This window comes from Aquabacterium sp. A08, from assembly GCF_011742065.1.
Window position 1 is genome coordinate 1 of record NZ_JAAQQT010000177.1, and the last position, 639, is coordinate 639.

The following is a 639-nucleotide window of genomic DNA, read 5'->3' on the forward strand; positions in this document are numbered from 1 at the left end:
TCGGCTAACACAGCCCGAAAAACGTTGATTCGTTGAAATGGATTGTGAAATTCCCCCTTTAAACCTTGAATCGGAAAACGGCTGTTCGGCGTGTCGGGCAAGTGGCGGTGGCGTGTCAGGCAAATTCCTACACCGCAACTCCCCCAAACAGGGGATGGTCAACCCCATGGAACGGGCTATGCTGAAGCCGATGCCGTGCCACGGCACCCACCCCTCTGATGTTTGGAGCTTGCTCATGAACGCCTGGCCCACCCGCCATCTGACCGCCCGACGCGCGCTGGCCGTCCTGGCCCTGACCGGCGCCGCCCTAAGCGCCGCCCAAACCCCGCCCGCCGAGCCGGTGCCGGTGGAGAACGCCGCGCTGGTGGCGCTGGTCAGTGGCCAACGCCTGCACACCGACAACGTGCAGTGGGGCCCGGTGCAACTGCAGTTCCGCGAGAACGGCACGCTCTACGGCAACAACAAGGGAAGCTCCGATTCGGGCAAGTGGCGGGTGGAAGGCTCCACGCTGTGCCTGGAATGGCGCCGCTGGGACTACGCCGGTTGCGGCCTGGTGCAACGGGTGGGCGACCGCTACCAGCACCTCTGGCCCAACGGCACGCTGCACTTCACCTTCCAGCCCTGAACGGTGGCTTTCAA

The 639-nt window shown here is 64.3% G+C and carries 2 protein-coding genes; one reads left to right on the forward strand and one right to left on the reverse strand.

Annotated features, from left to right (window positions below):
- Window positions 1-237 (reverse strand): hypothetical protein (locus tag HA630_RS22445; protein ID WP_208299898.1); only part of this gene is annotated, 237 nt, incomplete at its 3' end.
- Here HA630_RS22445 and HA630_RS01005 point away from each other — a divergent pair.
- On the forward strand, window positions 236-625 hold the full coding sequence (locus HA630_RS01005) for a hypothetical protein (protein ID WP_166832092.1): 390 nt from the start codon (window positions 236-238) through the stop codon (window positions 623-625). The two genes, HA630_RS22445 and HA630_RS01005, sit on opposite strands and share 2 nt — an antisense overlap.
- Window positions 626-639 lie beyond the last annotated feature (14 nt).

What these genes read in the sequence shown, in the direction of transcription:
- HA630_RS01005 (WP_166832092.1), top strand. Translation starts at nt 236, where the DNA reads ATGAACGCCTGGCCCACCCGCCATCTGACCGCCCGACGCGCGCTGGCC.